We start from the raw sequence: 21245 nt of genomic DNA on the forward strand, positions 1-21245 counted from the left end.
TCACTCCTTTCCGGGAGTTCCCGGGGTTGAGGTCTTCCGGCTCGTGCACAGCGGTACGTCGGGCAACTGGTTGTCCGGATGGCTGATGAAGATGTTGGAGACGTAGCCCCCGTACTGCGGGAGATACGCCCACCAGTCGTTGGTGTACGGCGGGACGGAGACGAGCTGCCCCTTCTTCTGGCAGCCCACCAGCACCTCCACGCCGGCCGGGAGCCGGGTCAGCGGCTTGTCCCCGACGACCGGTTCCGGCCGGACGGCGACGTCCTGACCCCAGGTCCCGTACCACTTCCCCTTCGGCGCCGTTCCGCCGGGAACGTTCAGGGAACGGGTCAGCCGGCCGAGGTCGGTGTACGCCTTCCCATACGAGGTGCCGTCCGGGTGCAGGGTCAGGACGGCCACGATCGAACGGTCGCCGGCCCCGACGGTGCCGGTCGTGTGCAGCGCCGGGCGGCTCAGGTCGACGCTCGCGTCATCCTCGCCGTCGCGGGCGGACGCGGTGCTGGTCGGGCCGCAGTTGCCCTTCTCGTACCTCCCCGACCAGCCCTGCTTCACGGCCCACGGGCGGTCGAACGCGGCGGCGATGCCGAAATGCTGGTCGAAGGAGTCCGACGCGCACCGCGTCGACTGGCGCAGACGCTCCATCACGAAGGTGCGGACCCGCGCCGGAGCGGACTCCAGGATGTACCGGTAGGTCGTCACGGTGTCGCGGGCCGACATGGCCGTGTAGCCCCAGTAGCCCTCGTAGCCCGCCGGTGGGGGAGCGGTGTCGGCGAGCCCGAGCCGCGTGACCATGCGCTCGACGATCGCCGGGCCGCCGTAGGCCGACCAGTAGTGGCTGGCGGCGGCGTCCTGGCTGCCGCGGAGCATGGCGTCCAGCCGGGTGCGGTCGGCGGCCGGGAGGGCGTCGGGGCTGCGGGTCCACAGGAAGTCGAGGGCGATCAGGAGCTTGACGACCGACGCGGACCGGAACGTGGCGGCCGGGGCGAACTGTTCGGTGAACGTCCCGGTCTGCCGGTCGAACACGGCCACGCCCGCCGTGACCCCCGCGGGCACCTGGGGGCTCGCGGGCGTGACCGGCGCGGAGTCACCCGCCGGTTCCGCCGCCGAGGCCGGGTGCGGGAGCGCCGCGCCGGTGAAGGCGAGGGAGAGGAGGGCCGTGGCCGCGGCGAGCAGGCGCCGGGGCGGGTGGCGAGGGCTGGTGGGGGAGCGCATGGCGATGCGGATCATGGGGTGAGGGGTCCTCGCTTGCTGGGTGGGAGCGGGCTGCCCGGATCCCGGATCCCGGATCCCGGATCCCGGATCTCTGGGCTCGGATCTCCGGGCTCGGATCTCGAATCCTGGGTACCGGGGCTCGGATCTCGGTTCTCGAATCGCGGGGTTCCCGGCGGTCTACGGGATGTCGCACTCCGTCATGCCGGGCCAGGGATCGGTCGACGTCCACACGTCGACGGCGGGGATGAAGCCCCACCCGTGCTGGCGCTCGCGACCGGGAGCGATGCGGTCACCCATGGTGTAGTACCAGATGTTGTTGCCGCCGCTGTGCGACGCGCCCCTGCCCCAGCACACGAACCAGCTCGGCGACGTGTCGATCCAGCCGATCGCCGAGCAGGCGGCGATGAAGGAGGCGCAGCCGTACAGCGGAGCGCCGGCGCGGTTGCCGCACACCCAGTCACGCGTCCAGGTGCGCCCCGTGTACGCGTCGTAGTGGCTGACGACGCGTGCGGTGCACGAGGCCCGGGCCGCCAGGGGCGCGGCGGCGGCCGCGGACGGCGCACTCACCGTCGCCGCCGCCCGGGCGCTCGTACCGGCCTGGGGCGACGACGCCTGAACGGCGCCGGCGCAGAACAGCACGGCCAGGAGGGCGGCGAGCATCGCCACCGCTCGTCTCATAGACATGTTTCGGCCCCCGTTGTCGAGAAAACGATGGTCGGACGGCCCTGCGGAACCGAGGCGGTCGCGCGGGGCGTCGCTTGAGCACCGAGCCTTCCACCCGCCCTCTGTCCATGTCATCGCATGTGGCCATGCGACATGAAAGACGATCGATAAGGGATTCATCATGGTTGCTGGCGAAACGGCCGCCGGAGGCGCCGTGCCGACAGGCCCCGACCCCCGGACGCCGAGCGCCCATCAACTCCGCCTGTTCGTCGCCCTCGCGGAGGAACTCCACTTCTCGCGCGCCGCCGCCCGGCTGTTCATCACGCAGTCGGCCCTGAGCCAGCAGATCAGAGACCTGGAAAGACGCCTCGGGGTCAAGCTGTTCGACCGTTCGAGCCGGGCCGTGACGCTCACCCCGCAGGGCCGCGTGCTGCTGGCGGACGCGCGCGGAGTGGTGGCGGCCATGGACCGGCTGAGCCGCAGCGCCTCGACGCAGGCGCGCCGTCTCTCCGGCCGGCTCGTCGTCGGCACCATCGGCGCGGAGGCGGCGATGCCCTATACGCGCGCCGTGCTGCGTCTGCTCCACGAACGGCACCCGCTGGTCGAGGTCGACGTGCGCAGCCTCCACTTCGCCGACCACTTCGACGCCCTGTTCCGCCATGACGTCGACGTCGCCTTCCTCCGCCCACCGGTGCCGCCCGGCGTGGAGGTGCGGCACCTGGCCACGGAACCCCGGCTGGCCTGCCTCCCCGCGAGCGACCCGCTCGCGGACCGCGACCGGATCCCCCTCGCCGAGCTGGCCCGCCACCCGGTGATCGACGTCCCGCCGCAGGTGCCGCGGCTCTGGTGGGACTTCTGGGCCGCCGACCCGCGTCCCGATGGCACCCCGGTGCGCTACGGACCCGTCGCCTCGGACCTGGAGGGCCTGCTGCACCTCGTGGCCCAGGGCAAGGGCATGTGCTTCCTGCCGGCCGCCGCACGCGAGCTGTTCCCGCGCCCCGGCATCCGCTACGTCGAGGTCACGGACCTGCCCCCGTCGACGGCGGGCCTCGCCTGGCTGCGGGAGAACCGAGCGGAACCGCTCGTCGAGGCGGTGGCGGCGGCTGCCGCACACGTGGCCGCGAGGACTGCGGACACGGGGACGTAGGGACGTGGGGACGTGGGGACGTGGGGACGTGGGGACGCGGGGATCACGGGTTCCCGTGTCCGCCGGGTGGGGCCGCCCGGCTCTCGGCGGTGCCGGGCGGAGCCGGTGAGGGCTCGCCCGCCGCGAGGTGCTCCAGGACCTCGGCCAGTTCCTGGCAGGCGCGCCGCACCGACCGGCGGGTCGCACGCTGCTCGGTGATGACCGAGGCGAGAAGCAGGGCGGTCAGCGCGGCGGAACCGTTGAACGCCTGGAGCTTCGCCATGATCTCGACGTCCGAGAGGTGGACGAACGCGCCCCGCCCGGAGGTCGCCGCCGAGGTGGCGAGCACGGAGGCGAAGAGCGCGCACAGCATGCTTCCGGCGAGCTGGAAGCGGAGTGCCGCCCAGATCAGCAGGGGGAAGACGAGGAAGAGCATGCTCATCGGGCTGAGCACGACCACGGGCATGAGGACCAAGGTCGTCAGCCCCAGGAAGACCGCCTCCTTCCAGCGCCGCATCCGGAGCCGCCCGGCCGGACCCGCGAGGACGAGCACGAGCGGGGCGACGAGCAGCACCCCCATCGTGTCGCCCACCCACCAGGCCAGCCAGACGGGCCAGAACTCGCTCGCGTCCAGGGAGCTCTTCGCCACCTGGAGCCCGACCCCCGCGGTCGCGCTGATCGTCATGGCGCCGAACCCGCCGAGGAACACCAGGGAGAGCCCGTCCCGCAGCCGCGCCATGTCGCGCCGGAAGCCGGCCCGCCGCAGCAGCAGGAAGGCGCAGAGCGGCGCGAGGGTGTTGCTGACCACGGTGACCACGGTGGTGGGCCCCGGCGTGGTGAGGGAGGCGATGACGAGGAAGGACCCGAGGGCGATCCCGGGCCAGACCCGCGCGCCGAGCAGCAGCAGGGCGGCGACGGCGACGCCGGTGGGGGGCCAGACGGGGGTGACCACCACGCCTTCGACGACGAGGCGTCCCATCAGGCCGAGCCGTCCGGCCGCGAAGTAGCACACCGCGACCGCCAGCGACATCAGGGCCGTCTCCGCGGAGAACCGGAACTGCCGAGTATCCAACACGTCAGCCATCAGACACCGGCCGGGCCGCCACGACCGGGCAAGGCCCCTGCGTGTCGGCCACGGCAGTCCGGCCCGGGCCGGACGCGGCCCGAGGACAGCCGGCCCGAGGACAGCCGGCCCGAGGACCGCCCGGCCCTAGGCGAGCCGTTCCCCTCCTCACTCCCCGGCCGCCGGCCGCGCCGGGACGCCGTCGTGGCCGACGACCAGGACGGCCGCGTCGTCCTCGTGCCCCACGGTGGCCGCCAGCTTCATCACGGCGGTGGCGAGCGCGTCGACGTCCAGCCCGGCGACGGCGGTGATCCCGGCGAGCCTCGTCACCCGCTCCAGGCCCTCGTCGATGTGGAGCGAGGGCCCCTCCACCACCCCGTCGGTCAGCAGGACGAAGACCCCGTCGGTGGTGAGCCGGTGCCGCGTGGCCGGGTAGTCGACGCCGCGCAGCACACCGAGCGGAGGCCCGCCCTCGCTGTCGTCGATGCCGGAGCGGCCGTCGGTGGTGGCCCAGATGTGGGGGATGTGACCGGCCCGGGCGCACTCCAGGGTGCCGGCGGCGGGATCGAGCCGCAGGAAGGTGCAGGTGGCGAAGAGGTCGGCGCCCAGGGAGACGAGCAGGTCGTTGGTGCGCCCGAGCAGCTCGCCCGGGTCTCCGGTGACGGAGGCCAGCGCGCGCAGGGCCACGCGGACCTGTCCCATGAAGGCGGCCGCCTCGATGTTGTGTCCCTGCACGTCGCCGATGGACATGCCGATCCGCCCGCCGGGCAGGGAGAAGGCGTCGTACCAGTCGCCGCCGACGTTGAGGCCGTGGTTGGCGGGCTCGTAGCGGACGGCCAGCCGGGCGCCCGGAAAACGGGGCAGGTCGGAGGGCAGCATGCCGCGCTGGAGGGCCACGGCGAGCTCGACACGGGAACGCTGCGTCTCGGCCAGCTCCCGCGCCCTGGCGGTCAGCGACCCGAGCCGGACCAGAAGGTCCTCGCTGTTGTCGGCCGGCCGTCTGCGGAACATCGATCACTCCGACGTCACGAACGCGGGACCACACGGGACCACCTCGGTACGAACAGGTCCCTCCCACTCTGCCCGGAGAGGACGGCGTCCGCATCTCATCGGCGGAGGACGCGTGGGGAGTCCGGGTGCGGCACACTGTCGGCGTGCGCATCGTGATGATGACGGCGGGATCGCGGGGTGACGTCGCCCCCTACACGGGGCTGGGCGCCGGGCTGGTACGGGCGGGGCACGAGGTGACGCTGGCCGCGCACGGGATGTTCGAGCCGCTGGTGGCGGGGTCGGGGGTGCGGTTCCGGTCCCTGCCGGTGGACCCCCGTGCCGAACTGCGCTCCGCGCGGGGCCGGCGGCTGCACGACGCGCGGACCGGTGTGGGAAAGCTCGTACGGCTGGCGGCCATGGCACGGGGAGCCGTCGACGAGATGACGGGGATCCTGGTCGAGGCGGCACGGGAGGGCGACGTCCTGCTGGTGGGCGGGTCACTGGGGCCGCTCGGGTACGCCATCGCCGACGCCCTGTCGGTCCCCGCCCTGGGACTGCACCTCCAGCCCCTGCATCCGACGGGTGAGTTTCCCGCCCCGGTCCTCGGGACGCGGTCCCTCGGAGCGGTGGGGAACCGGCTGAGCGGACGGGCCGTGCTGACGTCGGTGGACCTGCTCTTCTCCGACGCGGTGCGGTCGCTGCGGCGGTACGGGCTCGTGCCCGCGGGCCGCTCCCGGGGGCTGCCGCCGCGGACGGTGCTGCACGGCTACAGCGCGCTCGTCGTCCCCCGTCCCCGCGACTGGCCCGCCGCGCTGGAGGTGTGCGGGTACTGGTGGCCGTACGAGACCGGGCGGCTGTCCCGGGAGGTGGAGGACTTCCTCGCGGCCGGGCCCCGACCGGTCTTCGTCGGCCTGGGCAGCGCGACGGTGCCCGATCCCAAGCGGGTGAGCCGCGAGGTCGTCACCGCCCTGCGCGCGGCCGGGGTGCGCGGGATCGTACAGCGGGGCTGGGCGGGCCTGGCGGCCGGAGGCGACGACATCCTGACCGTCGACGAGGTGCCGCACGCCTCGCTCTTCCCCCGGACGGCCGCCGTCGTCCATCACGCCGGGGCGGGTACGACCGGCGCGGTCCTGCGGTCGGGAGTGCCGTCCGTTCCGGTTCCGGTCCAGTTCGACGCGGCGTTCTGGTCGTCCCGGCTGACCGCGCTGGGCACCGCTCCGGGAGTGGTGCCGCTGCGCCGCCTGACCTCCGGGGCCTTGGCCACGGCGCTGCGCCAGGCTACGGAGGACGGCTCCTACCGCGCCCGCTCCCAGGCGCTGGCCGACCGCCTGGCCAAGGAGGACGGTGTCGCGCCGGTGCTCGCGGCGCTCGACCGCCTGGGCTCCTGACCCTCCCGCCGGACAGGCCCTAGCAGAGCCCCGGGCCGGCGACCAGGGCGCACTGGGGTGTTTCCGGTGGTACGCGCCGATTTCCGCCGTGCCCCGAAGAAGGGTCCTCGAACAGTTCCCGAACGGTGCTCCGTCCTCGACAGTGGGTGCCCGGCGCATACGAGAACGGCATCGAAGGAGTGGCCCATGCCTGCCCTTCCCCGCTCCGCCTGGTACGACCTCACCCGGGACATGAACTGGACGCTGTCGTACGTGGAAGAGGACCAGGCGTTCCCCCAGGAAGTCAGCGACACGCGTGGTGTGCCCGCCGAGGCGTGGTGGGAATGGGACGAACCGTACAAGATCACCTATCCCGAGTACGTGCACAACCAGGCGGGCAAAGACGCGGCGGTCTACGCGGTGAACCAGGTGGCCGCGCGCTCGCACGTCTACGAACGCCTCGATCCGGGATGGCGGGCGGCGGTACTGGCGCACTACGGCGTGACGCCGCTGACGGAGTACCTGGGGGCGATCGCCGAAGGCCGGATGGCACGGTTCGGGAGATCGGCGGCGTGGCGGAACATGGCCGTCTTCGGCATGCTCGACGAGATCCGGCACGCGCAGATCCAGGCGTACTTCGCGTACAGCCTGCTGGGCAGGGAACCGCGCGCCGACTGGGCGCACCGGACCTTTCACACCCAGCACTGGGGGGCGATCGCCGCCCGGTCGGCCTTCGACGACACCTTCGGCGGCAACGACGCGGTCTCCACGGCGATCCAGCTCACCTTCGCGCTGGAGACCGGGTTCTCCAACCTCCAGTTCCTGGGGATGGCGGCGGAGGCCCTGGAGGTCGGGGACCTGGAGTTCGCCGCGCTGATCTCGTCCATCCAGACGGACGAGGCACGTCATGCCCAGCAGGGCGAACCGACGATCAAGGTGCTGCTCGACGCGGGCCGCAAGGACGTTGTCCAGGAACTCGTCGACGTGGCGTTCTGGCGGGTGTGGCGGATCTTCGCGCTGCTCACGGGCATGTCGATGGACTACTACACGCCGCTGGAACACCGGAGCCAGTCGTTCAAGGAATTCATGAACGAGTGGATCGTCAAGCAGTTCCGCGAGCAGTTCCACGATCTGGGGCTGGAGCTGCCCTGGTACTGGAACGACCACTTCCTGCCCGAACTGGACTGGTACCACCACACCGTGCAGATCGGCGTGTGGTACCTGCGGGCCACCATGTGGTGGAACCCGCACGCGGGCGTGTCCGCGCCGGAGCGCGCCTGGCTGGAGGAGAAGTATCCCGGGTGGGGCGAGAACTACGGTCCCATGTGGGACCAGCTCGCCGACTGCCTGCGGGAAGGCCGGGAGATCCCCACGGCTCTGCCCGCCTTGTGCCACCTGTGCAACCTCCCGCTCACGAACCCGTCGGGCCACCGCGCGGGCACACTGGACTCCCCCGAACCCCTCACCCGGGAACACGCCGGGCGGCGCTACTTCTTCTGCTCCGCGCCCTGCCGGTGGATCTTCTCGCTGCGGCCCGAACGGTACGCGGGACACGTCGACTTCACGGCACGGTTCGTGGCCGGCGACGTCCAGCCCGCCACCCTGGAGGGGGCCCTGGCCTACATGGGACTGGCTCCCGAGGAGTACGGCGACGACTCCGTCGGCTACGCGTGGATCCTCGACCGGAAGGAACCGTGAGATGGCCGCTCTCCCCGTCCAGGTGGCCGTCGACCGTGAACTGTTCCTCCGGCTCGTGCTGCTGGACGACACCGACTCGGTCGAAGAGGCCGCACAGAAGATCACCGACCAGATCATGGGCGCCTTCGTCCCCGTGCGGGAGCAGCCGCTGACCGTCTCCCACCAGGGGCACGTGCTCGATCCGCGCCTCTCCCTCGGCGCCTGCGCGGTCGGGCCGATGGACGTGCTCCGGGTGGCGTACCCATGAGCGCGGACGTCCGCTGGACGCGGGCCGCCGCCGACGAGGACCTCTGGGAGGGCGACCTCCTGGGTGTCGAGGTGGCGGGCCGCCCGGTCCTTCTCGTGCGCCTCGCGGGCGGAGCGGTCAAGGCGTACCAGGGGCGGTGCCCGCACCAGGGGCTCCCGCTGGCCGACGCGGACTTCGACGTGGACACGGGTGTCCTGACCTGCTCCGGGCACCTGTGGGAGTTCGACGCGGCCACCGGCGGCGGCATCAACCCGAGCAGCTGTCTGCTGACCGCGTACACGGTCCGGGTGCGGGAGGGATCGGTGGACATCGCCCTTCCCGCGCGGAGCGACGCCCAGAAGGGAACCGGCTGATGCACGCCGACCGGACAGGCCGCGAAGCGGCGCGGACCGAGGACCGAGCGGCCGCGGACGACCCGCCGCCGAGGCTCGTCGGCCCGGTGCTCCGAGGCATGGACGCCGACCTGGCCCAGGCCGTCATCGCCGCCGTGGAGGCGGACAACCCCGGGCAGGAGGTCCACGTGGCCGACCGGGGCGGGTACATCCGGGTCCACACCGTCGGCCGCTGCCGGCTCACCCGGGCGGGCCTGGAGTCGGAGCTGGGGCACGACTTCCCGCTGTCCCGGCTGGAACCCGCACTGGGCGCCTTCGCCGGGCGGATGCGCATCACCGATGACGAGATCGTCTGGTATCTGGCGAGGCAGGAGGACTGACGTGACGCACTCACCACGCCCCAGGGCACGCACCTGGAGCCTTCTCGGCGACGTCCGGCGCAAGCCCAGCCCGTACGAGGCGGTCACCGCCCGGTTCCAGTACACCTTCCGGCGCGAGCCCGCCCCTTTCGAACTCGACCGGGGCGCGCCCCTCAACCAGTGGTATCTGGCCCACCGGGAGGGCTCCGCCTTCCAGGTGCCCGACTGGGAGGGCTTCCGTGACCCGCACCGGCTGACCTACAAGGACTACGTCACGCTGCAGCACGAGCGGGAGGTCCACACCGACCTCCTGATCGACGAGCACGAGGCGGCACGCGCCCTGCACACGCTGGACCCCGCCTGGGTGACGCTGCTGCGCCGGCTCGTCGTCCCACTGCGCTTCCCCCTGCACGTGCTCCAGATGACCGCCTCGTACACGGCCCACATGGCGCCGTCCGCGTTCATCACCAACTGCGCCGCCTTCCAGGCCGCCGACGAGGCCCGCCGGATCCAACGCCTGGCCTACTGGACCAGAGCCCTGGCGGACGCGCACGACGACGACCTGGCCGCGACCGCCACGGCCCGCTCGGCGTGGGAGGAGGACCCCGCCTGGCAGCCGCTGCGCCGCGCCCTGGAGGAACTCCTGACCGTACGGGACTGGGGCGAGGCCTTCACCGCGCTCAACCTCGTCGTCAAACCGGCGCTCGACGTCCTGGTCGACGAGTCGCTCGCCGGACTGGCCCGGGACAACGGCGACGTCTTTCTCGCCGACCTGTGCACCGAGTTCGCGCACGACGGCCGCCGCAGCCGTGACTGGACCCGCGCCCTCGTCCGCTACGCCCTGGAACAATGCCCCGGCCACGCGGAGCTGCTGCGGGGCTGGACGGACGCCCGACGGCCGGACATGGAGCAGGGCACAGCGGCGCTGGCCGCCCTCTTCGCCGAGGCGCCCGTCCCCGTTCCTCTCGAGGAGGTCCGCACCGCCGTCGGCGACGGACTGACCGCACTGCACAGGGACGGCGGCCTCCTGCCACCGTCCTGACCCGGGGTCGCCGCGACCTGGCGCACGCCGCCCCGCCGGTCACGACGGCAGCCGCCACACCCACTCGATGGAGGCGTTCCCCTACCTGGTCGACACGGGCCTGGCACTCTCCACGCTGGGCGGACAGGCGGTGTTCCGGGGCACGGTGATACGGGAGTTCACCATGTGACGCAAGCCGTCCACGGAGGAGTGGTCGCACCAGCGGCGCCTGACGGGCCGAAGCCCCGCTCAGGCGCCGCTGTTCCGGCTCCTAGAAGAAGCCGAGCTTCTTCGGGGAGAAGCTCTGCAGGACGTTCTTGGTCTCCTGGTGGTACAGCAGCTGTACCCATGCTGACCAGGGAAAACGAGGGCTGGTGTGGCCCTTAGGTGTAGGCTGGTCCGGAATTGGTCCGGATCTTGGTCCTGCTGGTCCCCGGCGGAGAAGCTGGCGTGGGATGGGAAGTTCTGGGAGTCATCCATGTGCGAGACGTCTGCTGCGCTCGCCGGCTGGGCCCGAGGGACGTCTTACCGCCAAGGTCCCTGGGCGCGCTGTGCCTGTTGTTGTGCGGAGGCGGCGTCTGCGCGTCCGATGGGCAGGAGGTGGGGAGCCGCCCGGCTGCTCGGGTGTTCCACCAGCAGTGGGCGTCGGGCGAGAACGCGGCCTTGGGGACGTTGTACGACAACTCACTGGACCATCGCTAGGACCTGCAGGTTTTTGCCGACGGGGCGGGAGAACCAGCACCGGACCAGCACGGGAAGGTAAGTGCTGGTCCGGGAGTGGAGGGTGTCTGGGGCGTCAGGGGGGGGCTCCAGCTCCGAAGGTTGTTATCGCCCAGAGTGGTCAGCCTCTTTCGGCCGGCAGCAGGCGTAGGCGGTACCGCCGCTTGATCGTCGTAGCGGGCGAGTGTAGTGCTGGCCCTCATCGGTCTCTTCACGTCTGGCTGCCGTGCAGGTCGTCGCTGCACACCTAAGGGCCAGGGCCGACAAGTCCGCTGGGAGAGTCACCGTTCGGGTAGTCGGTCATCCACGTCGCCGACTCGTCATCGCTCGCATGGGGGCCACCTCCGGGTTCTGCGTCCGACCACGCAACGCCCCGCTCGTGCGGGGAGCAGCCTCCACCTGGGACATTTGTGTTCCCGAGCGAGGGACCATCCCCGCGCGTGCGGGGAGCAGCCTTGCTGAGCAGCAGTTTTACCTCACCGTGCAGGCATCCTGAACCACCTTCACCGAAACCGGCAATGTGGACACAGCGCTGTCGGTTCCCACTCGAAGAGGCTGGCGGGCGGCATCCCTGACCTTCTCCTTGGAGGTCCGCTCGGCGGCCAGGGCGCGGAGCTGCCCGCCGGGCGGGAACGGCACGATGGGGGCGTCAAGCGGCGGCTGGTGCGGACGGTGAGGTTGACGGCGACGACACGGACCTCGGCGGGCATCGCGCCGTCGGGGTCGCCGGTGACCTCGGTCGCTGGGTCATCAGCTGCCAGGCCGCGTCCAGCGCCCGCACCCGCCCGGACAATTGCTGCTTGACCGGATCCTCCATGTTCAGCCCGTCCAGGACATCCGCCTGGACCGCCTCCCACTGCGGCCCGTCCAGAGGTGCGCTCGCGGGTCGGACTGAGACATCCATGCCCTTCTCTATAGGCCTACTGCCCCGCGCCAGGACGATCTCTGCAGGCAACGCTCCGCCGAATGCCTGATCAGGTCACCCAACCCCGCTCGAACAACGCCTCGCCACGAGCCCTTGGACCCGCAGCGTCGTGCCGACGGTGTACGGCATCCGACAGGACGGGAGCCCGAAGGCCTGGCCGCACTCTGGAAGGAGCCGTGGTCAGGCGGCCTGCTCGTAGTTGATCCGGGCGTTGGGCGCCTCGGCGAGACCGGTTAAGGCGTTGATCCCGGCGGGGTCCGCTGTGAGATCCCAGCGCAGCTTGTCCTCTATGCAGTCGCCCGCGTACTTGCACTGGTCCGCCGGGACGGGCAGCCAGTCCGCCGGCAACGAGAGGGGAGAGGTCCTTCGTGAGAAAACCGCGCACGGGCGTAAAGGACGGGGCCGAGCGGAGAAAGGCGCTGCCGCAGGCTTGAAGTGCACCGGCTCCGGAGGCCGTTGGCTGTTCTCACGTGTACCGCAGGTCAGCGGCCTATCTGACGGTTCGTCAAGCACGCGGTCTCAAGCATGTCCCAGGAGGTCTAGATGCCCCACTTGGGCTACATGCCGGTCTAGTCCGATCCTGTGGATCTGGGGAGTCCTTCGGGAAATGATCCCGGCCTCGCGTGGTGCTGCCGCTCGGTATCGCCGAGTGGGGGGGTGGATGGACCTGAAACTGTTCGACACGACGAACGGCGTGACCGAGGTCACGCCGTGGCTGGCTGAGGCTGAGGCCGTTGTGCAGGCGCTCGTCGAGAGCGCGATGGAGCCCATGCTCGGGGTCCGCTTCCTGGCGACCGAGTACAGCACCGGCCCCGTGCACGGCGAGGGCGTCGCCTCGCTCGGGCTGGACGAGAACGGCTCGCCCGTGATCGTCGAGTACAAGCGGGCGACCGACCCTGGCGTGCTGTCGCAGGGTCTGTTCTACGTGGCCTGGCTGATGGATCACCGGGAGGAGTTCCAGGCCCCGGTCCGTGGGAAGCTCGGGCCGGCGGCAGCTGCCGGTGTCCTGTGGAGCACGCCCCGGCTGATCTGCTTGGCCGGCTGCTTCACGCGCTACGACCTGCTCGCGGTGCGCGAGCACCGGCGGTCAATCGACCTCGTCCGCTACTCGATGCTGGGTGAGCACCACATCGCCCTGGAGACGGTCGCATAGGTCGCTCCCCAGGGCGGCGGGGCGCAGCGGCGGAGCCTGCGCGGCGGGCAGGGCACGTCACCGCACCGGCGGACCGACGCCATGACGGATCTGGCGGCCGTGCTCGACGAGGCGCTGAGGGGGCTGGGCGAGGTGACGAAGGTCAAGCGCAAGCAGTACGACGCCTACCAGCGGCTGCGGAACTTCGCCTGCGTCACCGGACGGCAGTACAAGCTGCTGGTGTACCTCAAGGTGGTGCCGGCCACGGTCGAGCTCGTGCCGGGCTTCACCCGGGACGTGACGGGGCTGGGCCATCACGGAACGGGCGACCTGGAGGTCCAGCTGCGCTCCTAGAAGGACGTGGAGCGGGCGCTGGAGCTGTTCCGGCTGTCGTACGCCTCGGCGTAGCGCTCGGCTGGGAGGGGATCTCGGTGCTGGAGGTGCCTTTCGACGCAGGGGCGGGGGAGTGGCGGTGGTGTCGTCCATCCTCCGCAGGATCCCCGGTTTCGGAAACCGGGGATCCCCGCCTATATTGCCGCCCGTGCCGAGGCCGCTCAGGGTTACCAGCCGGAAGGCTTGGTGGGCCCAGGCCGCGGGTGACGGTGATCTCGATGACGACCCGGTTGGGGTTCACGCGCGGGGTCTTGTACCGCTGGGCGTACCGGCGTCGGCGTCGGCGTCGGCGACGGCGGCGGGGTCATCCTTGACGACGGCGTTGCCTTCGAGGGTGGACCAGCGCCGGCCTTCGGCCTGGCTCACGTTGACGCGGGCTTCTACCCCGGAGGCCAGGGCGGCGCGGATGTTGCGGACCTTCTTGTTGCCGCCGTCGGTGATGACGCGGGCGATCCGCGCCGCAGGGGCGTAGGTCACCCCGACCGGGATGGTGTGCGGGGAGCCATCGGGCCGGAGCGTGGTCAGGAAGCAGGTCCGGCGCCCCTGCCAGAACATGTCCCCGTCTGTGGGCAGGGGGTCGGTGGCCAACGGTCGGTCTCCTCGGCGCGGTGGCTCGGACGCCGGAATGGCGCCGCGCAGGGCGCCCCGACCGTAACGCGAATCCTTCCGCGCCCGGGCGTCAGGGACTACGCGCCTGACGCCGGCAGGGCGTACGGACCCCGGGAGTACGTCTTCTGGAAGGCGGTCGAGTGACACGACCGCTCCGTGGGAAGCCCTCGTACCGTGCTCAATCGCGAGCCCGACCGCTGGTGAGTCTGCGATCTCAGGCGGCTCTGTACGTGTGGGCCTGACTGCCGCGCCACTCCACCCAGGAGGGATCGTCGAGCAGCGTCTCGGCATCTTCCAGGCCCGCGCGCCGCAGGAACTCGACGACATCCTTGTCGGTGTGGGCGAGGCCGAGGATGCCGCCTTGGCGGACGGTGACCCGCCGCCCGCCCGAGGGCGAAGGCGGATGCACCACTAGCGGGGCGACCTCATGTCTCCAGGATGCTCTCGCGTAGCCGACGATGCGAAGCCAGGCGATGCAGGCGCCGACCGTTCTCTGTCGTCGCCCAGCGGCGCTTCGCTGTCCCGGTCGGCGGCGCCTGGCGGGCGGTCTCACCGGTCAGGTAGGCGCCGATCGCGGCGTCCAGGGCATCACCGTCGAGAGCGGCCAGGAGCCGGGTGAAGGTGGCATGGAACGGGGCGCGTCGACATCCGGGCAGATGGCGGCGGATGCCGAGGTGTTCGAGCACCGTAGTGGTGGCGCGCTGTCCCCACTCGGTGATTTCGGTGATGGTCCGGGCGCCGGAGACGACTGCGCAGGCGCAAATCAGCAGCAGGCCGGCCAGGGGATACCACCGTCCGCGACGCGAACGCGGGTCGGGTATTGCGCTGGAGGTGGGCGCGCAGGCGGCCGGTGTCGTACTGGTGAAGGGGGCCCAGTTTCGCCAGGACGGCAGGGACCAGGGAGGATGGAGCGGCAGGCACGGGACCTCGATGTGATCAGCTGGCGTAGACACCCTGATGATCACCGGTCCCGTGCCTGTGCTCTTGCTGCCTCAACTCCCGCTGGGCGCAGACGATCTACGCGAACCCGGAACTTGCAACCGCCCTGGCCACCGACTCCCTGCACCACTCATGACCGAGGCCCGCGACCACATGTACGCCCAGGACCGACCGGTCCCCCTGGGCGGTCATTACGTGCTCGATCGTCGCGTGAATTCGTGCATTTCCTTCTCAACTGAGTCCCACGCAAGAACCTTGTCGACGTAAGAGCTGATGAGCTCAGCTTCCGCCAGTTTCCTTAGTTTCCCGAGATCTGTGATTCCGCCGGAGATGTCGAGTGCGATGGTACCACTGTAGCCTTCGCCGCGCAGGGTGATTTCTTTCTGATCGTTCTTTTCGCCCACCCCGCTCGCATTATTGCCTTCGAGTTGATTCCGGGCGGCTTTGATATTGTCTTTGACATTATCAAACACTGTTGACTTCGCCTGGACGAACTCGGCGGCATATTCCTGCGGGATGCCCTCGTTCCCCGTTCGCGTCACAGGGCGCCAGATGACGATGTCGGCACCAGTCGGGCTTTTTTCGGTACGCTTATCCTCTTGGAAGGAGGACAGGTTTCCGCCAAGGTATTCCGGAAGGTGGGTCCTCATCATCGAACCGAACTGAACCTTGCAATCCTTTTCTCTCTCGAGCTCATCCGCTCCAAACTTGAGCTCGTAGTAGAAGCCGCTACCAGGTGTATCGGCCTTGCTGGCCAACTTCGATATCTCGTCTACGGGAAAGGCTCGTTTACTCTCGATCAAAGAGTCGTAGACCTCTTTCACATGGTCTGACATTTGGCCGGGCTCCACCACTTGCCCTCCTCCGGGGCGGGCTTCCCTTTTCGCCTTCTCGGTGCCATAGGTCGATACCGCACTCTTGAGGCTGGCTGCATCACTCACTCGATACTCCTCCTCGTCGGCCAGCATTTCCGCGAGGAGAACCCGCTTCTTTTTCCTGTACTCCTCCAGCTTTTTGCTGGCCGCAGCGTTTGCTCCTGGCCTAGGGTGACCGAAATGCTTTTTGTTGTCCTTGGGCGGAGGGTCGAAGAAAGTTTCCTCCTCAACTCCCCAATTCTCAGGAAACTCCTTAATTGGGTTTCCGGCCCGCATGAATGCCATCCGCTGGATCGGTGCATCCGAGGACGGGCGAGTCCCCGAGCCGAGAGGAGGTCCCTCAGCCTCGGTTCGCTGGACAGGGGCAGGGGTTGACAAAACGTGGCGGGCGTTGGCCTCGGCCTCCCGCTCGAACTGGTCGGAGGGGTCGCTGACCCTCAGCCCGTTCCCCATGTCGGTGCCCGCGACCGGACCCTGGCGCTGCTGGATGACGTGAGTCAGCTCGTGGGCCAGGGTGTGCTTGTCAGTCCCCCCATCGCCGAGGACCACATTGCTGCCGGATGTGTAGGCACGGGCGCCGATCTCGGCTGCAGAAGCGCGGGCGGCGCTGCTGTCGTGGATACGGACGTCGGAGAAGTCGGCGCCGAGGCGGGATTCCATCTCCTCGCGGAGGGGGGCGTCCATGGGACGGCCGCTGCCCGCGAGGACGTCGTGGACGGCGGACCGCTGCACCTGGGGCGCGGGCTGCTCGGCCTGGCGGTGACCACAGCCCGCACCATGCACATGCTGCTCGGCGGCCTCCTCCTTGCGCTGCACCGGAGGCTGGGCATTAGGATGTCCGGCCTGCTGAAGGATACGCAGGACGGCGGCGTTGCCCACGGTGCGCTGGAGCGCGAGGAGCCCTGCCGGACTCATTTGCGCCGGCCGGGCGGGCGCCGGGGATTTAGGAGTGGACGTCTGGTCTTGATGTTGCTCGCGCTGTGCCAAGGGAATGCCTTTCAGGAACGTGAGACATCCCTCATGACACCTGTCCACAGCCTGTCCTGCTAGTACCGCAAGGGCAGTGGTTGGGGCAGCAAGCCCGGCCTTCCGGCCACACGACGGCCCCCGCAGCGCCCAGGTCGGCTTCAAGTTCCCGGTAGGAGTGGGCTGTCGGTGATGCCCCAGATCCAGATGGCATGTTCGAGTGCGTCCCGGATCGCTCGGGTGGTCTTGGCGATGTTGTCCACTCCCAGCAGCCGCAGTCTGCCGATTGCCAGGTTCCGCAGCGTGGCCATCGCCCTCGGCGCACTGCCGGTATGGACAGTGGAGGCGTCCTCGGCGAACACCGCATCTCTGACATGGTGGCTGGAAACAGCTGGTCAGGACTGGGGGTGGTGTGGGACGAACCGGGAGGAGCGGAAGAAAAGCGGCGTCTGCATGAGGTGGCATCGCAAGCGGCGCCTGACGGGTAAAAGCCCAGTTCAGGCGCCGCTTCTCGTGTTCCTAAAAGAAGCCGAGCCGCTTCGGCGAGTACGACACCAGAAGATTCTTGGTCTGCTGGTAGTGGTCCAGCATCATCTTGTGGTTCTCGCGGCCCACGCCCGACTGCTTGTAGCCGCCGAAGGCCGCGTGGGCCGGGTAGGCGTGGTAGCAGTTCAGCCAGACCCGGCCCGCCTGGATGGCCCGGCCCGCGCGGTAGCCCGTGTTGGCGTCGCGGGTCCAGACGCCCGCGCCCAGGCCGTACAGGGTGTCGTTGGCCGTGCGGACGGCGTCGTCGAAGTCGGTGAAGGAGGTGACGGCGACGACCGGGCCGAAGATCTCCTCCTGGAAGATCCGCATGTGGTTGTCGCCCTCGAAGATGGTCGGCTGGACGTAGTAGCCCCCGGCCAAGTCACCGCCGTGCTCCATCCGCTGACCGCCCGTCAGGATCTTCGCGCCCTCCTGCTGGCCGATCTCCAGGTACGAGAGGATCTTCTTCAGCTGGTCCTCCGACGCCTGCGCGCCGATCATCGTCGCCGGGTCCAGCGGGTGGCCCGGGACGATCAGTTCGGTGCGGGCGATCGCCGCCTCCAGGAACTCGCGGTAGTGGCCGCCCTGGATCAGCGCGCGCGACGGGCAGGTGCAGACCTCGCCCTGGTTGAGCGCGAACATCGTGAAGCCTTCGAGCGCCTTGTCGCGGAAGTCGTCGTCCGCCGCCCACACGTCGTCGAAGAAGATGTTCGGCGACTTGCCGCCCAGCTCCAGCGTCACCGGCTTCAGGTTCTCGGCGGCGTACCCCATGATCAGCCGGCCCGTCGAGGTCTCGCCCGTGAACGCGATCTTCGCGACGCGCGGCGAGGACGCCAGCGGCTTGCCCGCCTCCTCGCCGAAGCCGTTGACGATGTTCACCACACCAGGCGGCAGCAGATCCGTCACCAGGCTCATCCAGAAGTGCACGGAGACCGGGGTCTGTTCGGCCGGCTTCAGGACGACCGCGTTGCCCGCCGCGAGCGCCGGCGCCAGCTTCCACACCGCCATCAGGATCGGGAAGTTCCACGGGATGATCTGCGCGACGACGCCCAGCGGCTCGTGGTAGTGGTACGCCACGGTGTCCTCGTCGATCTCGCTCAGCGCGCCCTCCTGCGCGCGCAGCGCCCCCGCGAAGTAGCGGAAGTGGTCGATGGCCAGCGGGATGTCCGCGGCCAGCGTCTCCCGCACCGGCTTGCCGTTCTCCCAGCTCTCGGCGACCGCCAGCGCCTCCAGGTTCGCCTCCATCCGGTCCGCGATCCGCAGCAGCACCTGCGCCCGCTCCGCCGGCGCCGTCCGCCCCCAGCCCGGCGCGGCGGCGTGCGCGGCGTCCAGCGCCCGCTCCACGTCCTCGGCCGTCCCCCGGGCCACCTCGGCGAACGGCCGGCCGTCCACCGGGCTCGGGTTCTCGAAGTACCCCCCGCGCGCCGGGGCGACGTACTCACCGCCGATCCAGTGGTCGTAGCGGGGCTCGTACGACATGATCGAACCCTCGGTGCCGGGTGCGGCGTAACGCGTCATGGCTCTGGCCTCTCCTCGTACCGCGCCGGCCGTCCCGGGCCGGCTGTGCTCAGCGCCGAGTCTGTGCCGCCCGACGTTGCAAGCCCGTTGCGCCCGCGCCCAGTTCGGCGTCGAGCGCGGCCAGCCGCGCCCGTACGGCCGGAGCCTGCGCCGCCGGAACGGCCGCGGCCAGCGCCCGCCACACCGCCAGGTCGTCCTCGCCCCACGCGCTGTACGCCCAGTCGGCCAGCAGCCCCGGATCGGCCCGGTCCACCAGCGCCGCCCGCAGCCGACCCGCCAGCCGCTCCCGCAGCCGCACCACCCCCGGCGCCCGCGACCCCGGCAGCAGCGGCCCCGCGTACTCGCCCAGCGCCGTCGCCAGCGCCCCCGAGGCCAGCCGCCGGTCCACCGTCAGGAAGTCCGCGTCGACCTCACCGGTCAGCCGGTACGGGCGCGAGGCCAGCAGCTCCGGACCCAGCAGGCCCCGCAGCCGGGACAGCTCCGCCCGCAGCGTCACCGGCGTCACCGCCCCGTCCTCGTACAGCAGCGTCAGCAGCTCCTCGCCGCCCACGCCCTCCGGCCGGTGCGCCAGCACCGCCACGATTTCGCTGTGCCGCCGGCTCAGCCGCAGCCGCCGCCCGCCCGTCTGGAGCAGCGCCTCGTCACGGCCCAGCGCCGAGAGCCGGGGCCGGCCGGCGGCCGGGGCGGGCGCCAGCAGCGCCAGCTGCGACTCCGCCGCCCGCGCCACCGCCTGCACGAACGCCAGGCTGTGCGGATGCGCGAGGCCCTCCCCGCCCGTGATGTCCACCGCGCCGAGGAGGCGCCCGCTGCGCGGGTCGTGCACCGGAGCCGCCGCACACGTCCACGCCTGCGCCGGGCGCTGGAAGTGCTCGGCCGCGCACACCTGCACCGGCCGGTCCATCGCGAGCGCCGTCCCCGGCGCGTTCGTCCCCGCCGCCGACTCCGACCAGCGTGCCCCCGGCACGAAGTTCATCCGCCCCGCGCTGCGCAGCGTCCCCGGATGCCCCTCCACCCACAGCATCCGCCCCGCCGCGTCGCACACCGCGATCAGATGCTCGCCGTCCCGCGCGTACGTCCCCATCAGCTCCCGGATCACCGGCATCACCGCCGCCAGCGGATGCTCCTCCCGGTGCCCCGCCAGCTCGTCCTCGTCGAGCTCCACCCGCGCCGCGCCGTCCGGGCTCACCCGCGCCCGCACGGAGCGCCGCCAGGACTCGGCGACCAGCGGGCGCACCGGCGGCACCCCGAGCGGGCCCCCGGCCGTGAACGCCTCGTACGCCCGCCGCACCGCACCGGCCCCGCCGACCCCTCCTGCCGAGCCTGTCCCAGCCGCACCGACCGTCGAGCCCGTCCCAGCCGTCCCAGCCGTTCCGTCCGTCTTGCCCGTCCTGCCCGTCCCGCCCGTCGCGGCGGTCAACGGTTCGCTCAACTCGGCCTCCCCGGCGAGGTCGTCCGCCTCATGGAGGCCATCGTCGTGCGCGCGCGAGGCGCCGACAAGCGTCCCGTCGGACGTGTATGTGCCCCCTGTCCGGTACCCGTCAGGAGGGCCGTCACGTACAGTGGTCCCGGGCCGTGACTGGCGCTGGAGGTGGATCACCACCGGGGAGCGGCCCGGCGGACGCGCTCATCACGCGGCCGTGCCGTCGTCGCGCGCCTGGGCAACCACCGGTCATCGTCGACGCCCAGGAGTGGCCCATGTCCACCAGCACCGCCCGCCTCATGGACGGCACCGCCCTCGCCCGCCGCACGGTCGAGGAGACCGCCGCCCGCGCCGCCGAGATCACCCGCCGCACCGGCGTCACCCCCTGTCTGGCGACCGTGCTCGTCGGCGCCGACCCGGCCTCCGTCACGTACGTCAAGATGAAGCAGAACCGCTGCGCGAAGGCCGGAATCCGCTCCAAGCACATCGAGCTGCCCGCCGAGACCACCACCGAGGAGCTCGTCGCGGCGATCACCGCCCTCTCCGAGGACCCCGAGGTCCACGGCATCCTGCTCCAGCACCCCGTCGGCCCGCACATCGACGAGCGCGCCGCCTTCGAGGCCATCGCCCCCGAGAAGGACGTCGACGGAGTCACCATGGCCTCCTTCGCCGCCATGGGCTTCGGCCTGCCCGGCTTCGTCTCCTGCACGCCCGGCGGCATCATGCGCCTGCTCGACGCGTACGACGTCGAGCTCAGCGGCAAGCGGGCGGTGGTCGTCGGCCGCAGCGCCATCCTCGGCAAGCCGGCCGGCCTGCTGCTCCTCGGCCGCGACGCCACCGTCACCTACTGCCACTCCCGCACCACGGACCTCTCTGCCGCCGTCCGCGAGGCCGACATCCTCGTCGCCGCCGTCGGCAAGCCCGCCTTCATCAAGGGCGAGGACATCAAGCCGGGCGCCGTCGTCATCGACGCCGGCTACAACCCGGGCAACGTCGGCGACGTCGACTTCGACAGCGCCGCCGAGCGCGCCTCCCTCATCACCCCCGTCCCCGGCGGCGTCGGCCCCATGACCATCGCCGTCCTGCTCGCCCAGACCGTCGAGGGGGCCGAGCGCCAGCTCGGACTGTGACCCGCCCGCCCGGGA

General features: G+C 70.9%; 19 protein-coding genes, 2 pseudogenes and 1 riboswitch. Of the genes and pseudogenes, 9 read left to right on the forward strand and 12 right to left on the reverse strand.

Annotation, left to right across the window (positions count from 1 at the left end; all coding sequences use genetic code 11):
* Together ACZ6J5_RS07975 and ACZ6J5_RS07980 are read right to left on the reverse strand one after the other, a co-directional pair.
* Nucleotides 1-1227 (reverse strand): hypothetical protein, encoded by a 1227-nt coding sequence (locus ACZ6J5_RS07975; RefSeq protein WP_469388884.1) that lies wholly within the window; start codon nucleotides 1225-1227, stop codon nucleotides 1-3.
* 162 nt (nucleotides 1228-1389) lie between these two features.
* Nucleotides 1390-1896: a hypothetical protein gene (locus tag ACZ6J5_RS07980; RefSeq protein WP_469388886.1), complete on the reverse strand. Its 507-nt coding sequence runs from the start codon at nucleotides 1894-1896 to the stop codon at nucleotides 1390-1392.
* Nucleotides 1897-2056: 160 nt separating this feature from the next.
* Here ACZ6J5_RS07980 and ACZ6J5_RS07985 point away from each other — a divergent pair, with 160 nt between their 5' ends.
* Nucleotides 2057-3022 (forward strand): LysR family transcriptional regulator, encoded by a 966-nt coding sequence (locus ACZ6J5_RS07985; protein ID WP_469388887.1) that lies wholly within the window; start codon nucleotides 2057-2059, stop codon nucleotides 3020-3022.
* Nucleotides 3023-3065: 43 nt separating this feature from the next.
* Here the strand turns inward: ACZ6J5_RS07985 and ACZ6J5_RS07990 are convergent, their stop codons facing one another.
* Nucleotides 3066-4085 (reverse strand): MASE1 domain-containing protein, encoded by a 1020-nt coding sequence (locus tag ACZ6J5_RS07990; RefSeq protein ID WP_469388888.1) that lies wholly within the window; start codon nucleotides 4083-4085, stop codon nucleotides 3066-3068.
* Between the two features lie 147 nt (nucleotides 4086-4232).
* Nucleotides 4233-5075, reverse strand: a complete 843-nt coding sequence (locus ACZ6J5_RS07995; RefSeq protein WP_469388889.1) for a PP2C family protein-serine/threonine phosphatase — start codon at nucleotides 5073-5075, stop codon at nucleotides 4233-4235.
* Between the two features lie 143 nt (nucleotides 5076-5218).
* Between ACZ6J5_RS07995 and ACZ6J5_RS08000 the strand changes: the two genes are divergently transcribed.
* From ACZ6J5_RS08000 to ACZ6J5_RS08025, 6 genes are all read left to right on the forward strand, one after another.
* Nucleotides 5219-6442 carry a glycosyltransferase gene (locus tag ACZ6J5_RS08000; RefSeq protein ID WP_469388890.1) on the forward strand — a complete coding sequence of 408 codons (1224 nt, stop codon included), beginning with the start codon at nucleotides 5219-5221 and terminating at the stop codon, nucleotides 6440-6442.
* A gap of 186 nt (nucleotides 6443-6628) precedes the next feature.
* The gene (locus ACZ6J5_RS08005; RefSeq protein ID WP_469388891.1) at nucleotides 6629-8119 is read left to right on the forward strand and encodes a YHS domain-containing protein; all 1491 of its coding nucleotides are present in this window, start codon (nucleotides 6629-6631) and stop codon (nucleotides 8117-8119) included.
* A 1-nt stretch (nucleotide 8120) separates the two neighbouring features.
* Nucleotides 8121-8366, forward strand: coding sequence for a toluene-4-monooxygenase system B family protein (locus ACZ6J5_RS08010; protein ID WP_469388892.1), 246 nt, complete (start codon nucleotides 8121-8123; stop codon nucleotides 8364-8366).
* Nucleotides 8363-8719 carry a Rieske 2Fe-2S domain-containing protein gene (locus tag ACZ6J5_RS08015; RefSeq protein ID WP_469388893.1) on the forward strand — a complete coding sequence of 119 codons (357 nt, stop codon included), beginning with the start codon at nucleotides 8363-8365 and terminating at the stop codon, nucleotides 8717-8719. Before ACZ6J5_RS08010 ends, ACZ6J5_RS08015 begins: the two co-directional genes overlap by 4 nt.
* Nucleotides 8719-9078 carry an MmoB/DmpM family protein gene (locus ACZ6J5_RS08020; RefSeq protein ID WP_469388894.1) on the forward strand — a complete coding sequence of 120 codons (360 nt, stop codon included), beginning with the start codon at nucleotides 8719-8721 and terminating at the stop codon, nucleotides 9076-9078. The genes ACZ6J5_RS08015 and ACZ6J5_RS08020 overlap by 1 nt, the downstream gene beginning before the upstream one ends.
* A gap of 1 nt (nucleotide 9079) precedes the next feature.
* Nucleotides 9080-10099: a ferritin family protein gene (locus ACZ6J5_RS08025; RefSeq protein WP_469388896.1), complete on the forward strand. Its 1020-nt coding sequence runs from the start codon at nucleotides 9080-9082 to the stop codon at nucleotides 10097-10099.
* 1804 nt (nucleotides 10100-11903) lie between these two features.
* Here the strand turns inward: ACZ6J5_RS08025 and ACZ6J5_RS08030 are convergent.
* A complete protein-coding gene (locus tag ACZ6J5_RS08030; protein WP_469388897.1) occupies nucleotides 11904-12071 on the reverse strand; it encodes a hypothetical protein in 168 nt (55 codons plus the stop codon).
* 313 nt (nucleotides 12072-12384) lie between these two features.
* On the opposite strand from ACZ6J5_RS08030, the pseudogene ACZ6J5_RS08035 reads away from it, so the two are divergent.
* Nucleotides 12385-13209, forward strand: a pseudogene (locus tag ACZ6J5_RS08035) (transporter).
* A 206-nt stretch (nucleotides 13210-13415) separates the two neighbouring features.
* Here the strand turns inward: ACZ6J5_RS08035 and ACZ6J5_RS08040 are convergent.
* The 7 genes and pseudogenes from ACZ6J5_RS08040 to ACZ6J5_RS08070 all read right to left on the reverse strand — a co-directional run bounded on the left by ACZ6J5_RS08040 (nucleotide 13416) and on the right by ACZ6J5_RS08070 (nucleotide 19968).
* Nucleotides 13416-13803: pseudogene (locus tag ACZ6J5_RS08040) on the reverse strand (TIGR03618 family F420-dependent PPOX class oxidoreductase).
* Nucleotides 13804-14071: 268 nt separating this feature from the next.
* Entirely contained in the window at nucleotides 14072-14269 is a 198-nt protein-coding gene (locus tag ACZ6J5_RS08045; protein WP_469388898.1) for a hypothetical protein, read from the reverse strand.
* A gap of 13 nt (nucleotides 14270-14282) precedes the next feature.
* Entirely contained in the window at nucleotides 14283-14822 is a 540-nt protein-coding gene (locus ACZ6J5_RS08050; protein WP_469388899.1) for a transposase family protein, read from the reverse strand.
* 165 nt (nucleotides 14823-14987) lie between these two features.
* Nucleotides 14988-16586 (reverse strand): eCIS core domain-containing protein, encoded by a 1599-nt coding sequence (locus ACZ6J5_RS08055; protein WP_469389619.1) that lies wholly within the window; start codon nucleotides 16584-16586, stop codon nucleotides 14988-14990.
* Nucleotides 16587-16798: 212 nt separating this feature from the next.
* Complete coding sequence (locus tag ACZ6J5_RS08060) at nucleotides 16799-16999, reverse strand: hypothetical protein (RefSeq protein WP_469388900.1); 201 nt, start codon at nucleotides 16997-16999, stop codon at nucleotides 16799-16801.
* A gap of 157 nt (nucleotides 17000-17156) precedes the next feature.
* Nucleotides 17157-18680 carry an acetaldehyde dehydrogenase ExaC gene (exaC, locus tag ACZ6J5_RS08065; RefSeq protein ID WP_469388901.1) on the reverse strand — a complete coding sequence of 508 codons (1524 nt, stop codon included), beginning with the start codon at nucleotides 18678-18680 and terminating at the stop codon, nucleotides 17157-17159.
* A 49-nt stretch (nucleotides 18681-18729) separates the two neighbouring features.
* Nucleotides 18730-19968: a GAF domain-containing protein gene (locus ACZ6J5_RS08070; protein WP_469388903.1), complete on the reverse strand. Its 1239-nt coding sequence runs from the start codon at nucleotides 19966-19968 to the stop codon at nucleotides 18730-18732.
* Between the two features lie 274 nt (nucleotides 19969-20242).
* A riboswitch (ZMP/ZTP riboswitch) is annotated at nucleotides 20243-20347 on the forward strand.
* 28 nt (nucleotides 20348-20375) lie between these two features.
* Between ACZ6J5_RS08070 and ACZ6J5_RS08075 the strand changes: the two genes are divergently transcribed.
* A complete protein-coding gene (locus ACZ6J5_RS08075; protein WP_469388905.1) occupies nucleotides 20376-21230 on the forward strand; it encodes a bifunctional 5,10-methylenetetrahydrofolate dehydrogenase/5,10-methenyltetrahydrofolate cyclohydrolase in 855 nt (284 codons plus the stop codon).
* The last annotated feature ends 15 nt before the right edge of the window (nucleotides 21231-21245 follow it).

The organism is Streptomyces sp. NPDC042100 (assembly GCF_055582325.1).